This is a genomic window from Pseudomonas sp. 2VD, from assembly GCF_005503585.1.
Lineage (GTDB): Bacteria > Pseudomonadota > Gammaproteobacteria > Pseudomonadales > Pseudomonadaceae > Pseudomonas > Pseudomonas aeruginosa.
The window spans coordinates 1-2940 of record NZ_SCND01000532.1; the positions used below are offsets into that span (position 1 = coordinate 1).

The 2940-nt window shown below is 68.2% G+C and carries 4 protein-coding genes; all 4 read left to right on the forward strand.

From position 1 onward, the window contains the following. A partial coding sequence (locus tag FFS27_RS31150; RefSeq protein WP_137952471.1) for an LrgB family protein occupies nucleotides 1-625 on the forward strand: 625 nt, incomplete at its 5' end. 128 nt (nucleotides 626-753) lie between these two features. Next, the gene (locus FFS27_RS31155; RefSeq protein ID WP_003091880.1) at nucleotides 754-1533 is read left to right on the forward strand and encodes a class II aldolase/adducin family protein; all 780 of its coding nucleotides are present in this window, start codon (nucleotides 754-756) and stop codon (nucleotides 1531-1533) included. After that, nucleotides 1530-2426 carry an alpha/beta fold hydrolase gene (locus tag FFS27_RS31160; protein ID WP_003138203.1) on the forward strand — a complete coding sequence of 299 codons (897 nt, stop codon included), beginning with the start codon at nucleotides 1530-1532 and terminating at the stop codon, nucleotides 2424-2426. The genes FFS27_RS31155 and FFS27_RS31160 overlap by 4 nt, the downstream gene beginning before the upstream one ends. 98 nt (nucleotides 2427-2524) lie before the next feature. Beyond that, on the forward strand, nucleotides 2525-2818 hold the full coding sequence (locus FFS27_RS31165) for a hypothetical protein (protein ID WP_003122196.1): 294 nt from the start codon (nucleotides 2525-2527) through the stop codon (nucleotides 2816-2818). The last annotated feature ends 122 nt before the right edge of the window (nucleotides 2819-2940 follow it).

Sequence of the window (2940 nt, forward strand, 5' to 3'; positions counted from 1 at the left end):
CCGCCAGCTGTACCGCCGGGTGAAGTGGTACTGGCTGTCGCCCATCGTGTTCGTCCCGGTGCTGCTCTACGCCCTGGCGATTCCCACCCATACCCGCTACGCCGACTACGCCCGCGACACCAATTGGCTGGTGGCGCTGCTCGGTCCGGCGACGGTGGCCTTCGCCATCCCGATCTGGCAGCAGCGCGAGCTGCTGATGCGCCACTGGCCGGCGCTGCTGGCCGGGATGTTCGCCGGCACCGCAGTGGCCATCGGCAGCTCCTGGGCGCTGGCCCAGGCCCTGGCGCTGGACGGCCAGGTCACGCTGTCGTTGCTGCCGCGCTCGATCACCACGCCGTTCGCCATGGAGATGTCCCACGACCTGGGTGGCGTGCCGGAACTGACCGCCGCCTTCGTGATGATCACCGGGGTGTTCGGCGCGGTGATCGGCGGCACCCTGCTGCGCGTCCTGCGCTTGCGCACGCCGCTGGCCCGCGGCGCGCTGTTCGGCGTCGGCGCGCACGGCGCCGGCACCAGTCGGGCCTACGAGTTCGGCGGCGAGGAAGGTTCGGCGGCCGGTCTGCTGATGGTTCTCACCGGGCTGTTCAACCTGCTGGTCGCACCCCTGGTCGCCCACTGCCTGTAGCCTGCGCGCATAGGCCGGCTGAATCCTCCGCCATTCAGCCGGCGCGCGAGTGTAAGCCCGGCGACAGTCGCCGGAGGAGGGCGGGGCTAGACTGCGGGCATCCGATAACGACAAAAGAGGATGCCGCCGTGACCGCCGTTCACTCCCTGCCCGCCGATGTGCAAGCCCAGGTCTCCGCCGCCGAATGGCAGACCCGCGTCGATCTCGCTGCCTGCTACCGGCTGGTCGCCCTGCACGGTTGGGACGACCTGATCTTCACCCACATCTCGGCCAAGGTGCCGGGCACCGAGGACTTCCTGATCAACCCGTTCGGCCTGATGTTCCACGAGATCACCGCCTCCAGCCTGGTGAAGGTGGACGCCAGCGGCAAGAAGCTGATGGACAGCCCCTACGAGATCAACCCGGCCGGCTACACCATCCACAGCGCGGTGCACGAGGTCCGCCATGACGTCGAATGCGTGCTGCACACCCATACCGCCGCGGGGATCGCGGTGTCCTGCCAGAAGCAGGGCCTGTTGCCGCTGTCGCAGCAATCGTTGTTCGTGCTCTCCAGCCTGTCCTACCACGCCTACGAGGGCGTCGCCCTGAACCATGAGGAAAAGGCCCGCCTGCAGGCTGACCTGGGGACCAGCAACTTCCTGATCCTGCCCAACCACGGCCTGCTCACCTGCGGCGGTTCCATCGCCGATACCTTCCTCATGATGTTCACTCTGCAACGCGCCTGCGAGGTACAGGTGATGGCGCAGAGCGGCGGCGCCGAGCTGATCCACATCCCGGGGCAGATCCTCGCCGGCGCGCGCGACATGATCGCCGGGGTGATGCGCAGCAAGACCGGCATGGGCGGCCAGCTCGCCTGGCCGGCGCTGCTGCGCAAGCTCGACCAGCAGAACCCGGGCTACCGCCAGTGACCGCGGCGCTGCCCGGCATTCCCCTGGAGGCCTGGCGGAGGCGCGGCCGCACCCTGGATTTCAAGGGCTTCCCGATCCGCTACTGGGAAGCCGGGCAGGGTCGGCCGTTGCTGCTGATCCACGGTTTTCCCAGCGCCGCCTGGGACTGGCACTACCTCTGGGAGCCGCTGGCGCAGCGCTACCGCGTGCTGGTCTGCGACCTGCTCGGCTTCGGCGATTCGGCCAAGCCGCGCGCCCATCGCTACAGCCTGCTGGAGCAGGCCGACCTGCAACAGGGGCTGCTCGGCCGCCTGGGAGTCGACGAGCCGCTGCACGTGCTGGCCCACGACTACGGCGACAGCGTCGCCCAGGAACTGCTCGCCCGCCATCACGAAGGCCGGCTGCGGCTCGCCTCCTGCGTGTTCCTCAATGGTGGGCTGTTCCCGGAAACGCACCGCCCGGTGCTCAGCCAGAAGCTGTTGCTGAGCCCGTTGGGCGGGCTGTTCGGCCGGCTGTTCGACCGCCGCGCCCTGGCGCGCAACTTCGCCAAGGTCTTCGGCCCGCGCAGCCAGCCCGGCGAGACCGAGCTGGATGCCTTCTGGAGCCTGATCGAAAGCAACCAGGGGCAGCGGGTGATGCATCGCCTGATTCGCTACATCGTCGACCGCCGCGAGCAGCGTGAGCGCTGGGTGGCGGCGTTGCAGCACGGCGGGGTGCCGTTGCGGGTGATTGATGGCGCCGTCGACCCGATCTCCGGGGCGCACATGGTCGAGCGCTACCGGCAACTGGTCGCCGATGCCGACTGCGTGCTGCTCGATGGCATCGGCCACTATCCGCAGATCGAAGCGCCGGCGGCGGTGCTCGAACATTACCTGGCGTTTCGCGCCCGACTGGATGATTCAGAGTTTTCTTAAGCGAGTTTGAGATTGCAGCAAGTGCCATCGCGCAAGGATCGGGGCTAGGGTGCTGGCGCCTCGCTGGACGAGGCGTTTCGTCACCCATGGAGGTCTCCATGCACGATCCCGTTTCTCCCTTGCGCGTGTTCGACGAGGGCTCCTGGTTGTTCCGCCAGATGGTGCAGGCGCAGCCGTTCATCCGCCAGTCCGGGATGGTCCTCGCCGAACTCGGCCTGCTGCTGGCGCTCGGGCTCGGCTACCTGTGCTGGCAGGAAGGCAGTCGCTGGTACGCCGTCGGCGCCGGCTTCGCGTTGCTCGGCAGCCTGCTGCTGGTGGTGGTCCGGCACAACTACGACTGGTGGCTGTTCAAGCTCGGCCCGCGTGGCCGGCTGTACATTCCGTTCGACTGAAGCGGAACATCCCGCTGCCTTATCGGGCGCCATTCATGGCGGCGCGAAGCCTTGTCCCCGCCGGCGGGCTGGCCGACACTCGGGCAATCCTTCCTACTGCCCTGGAGTCCCGAACATGAGCG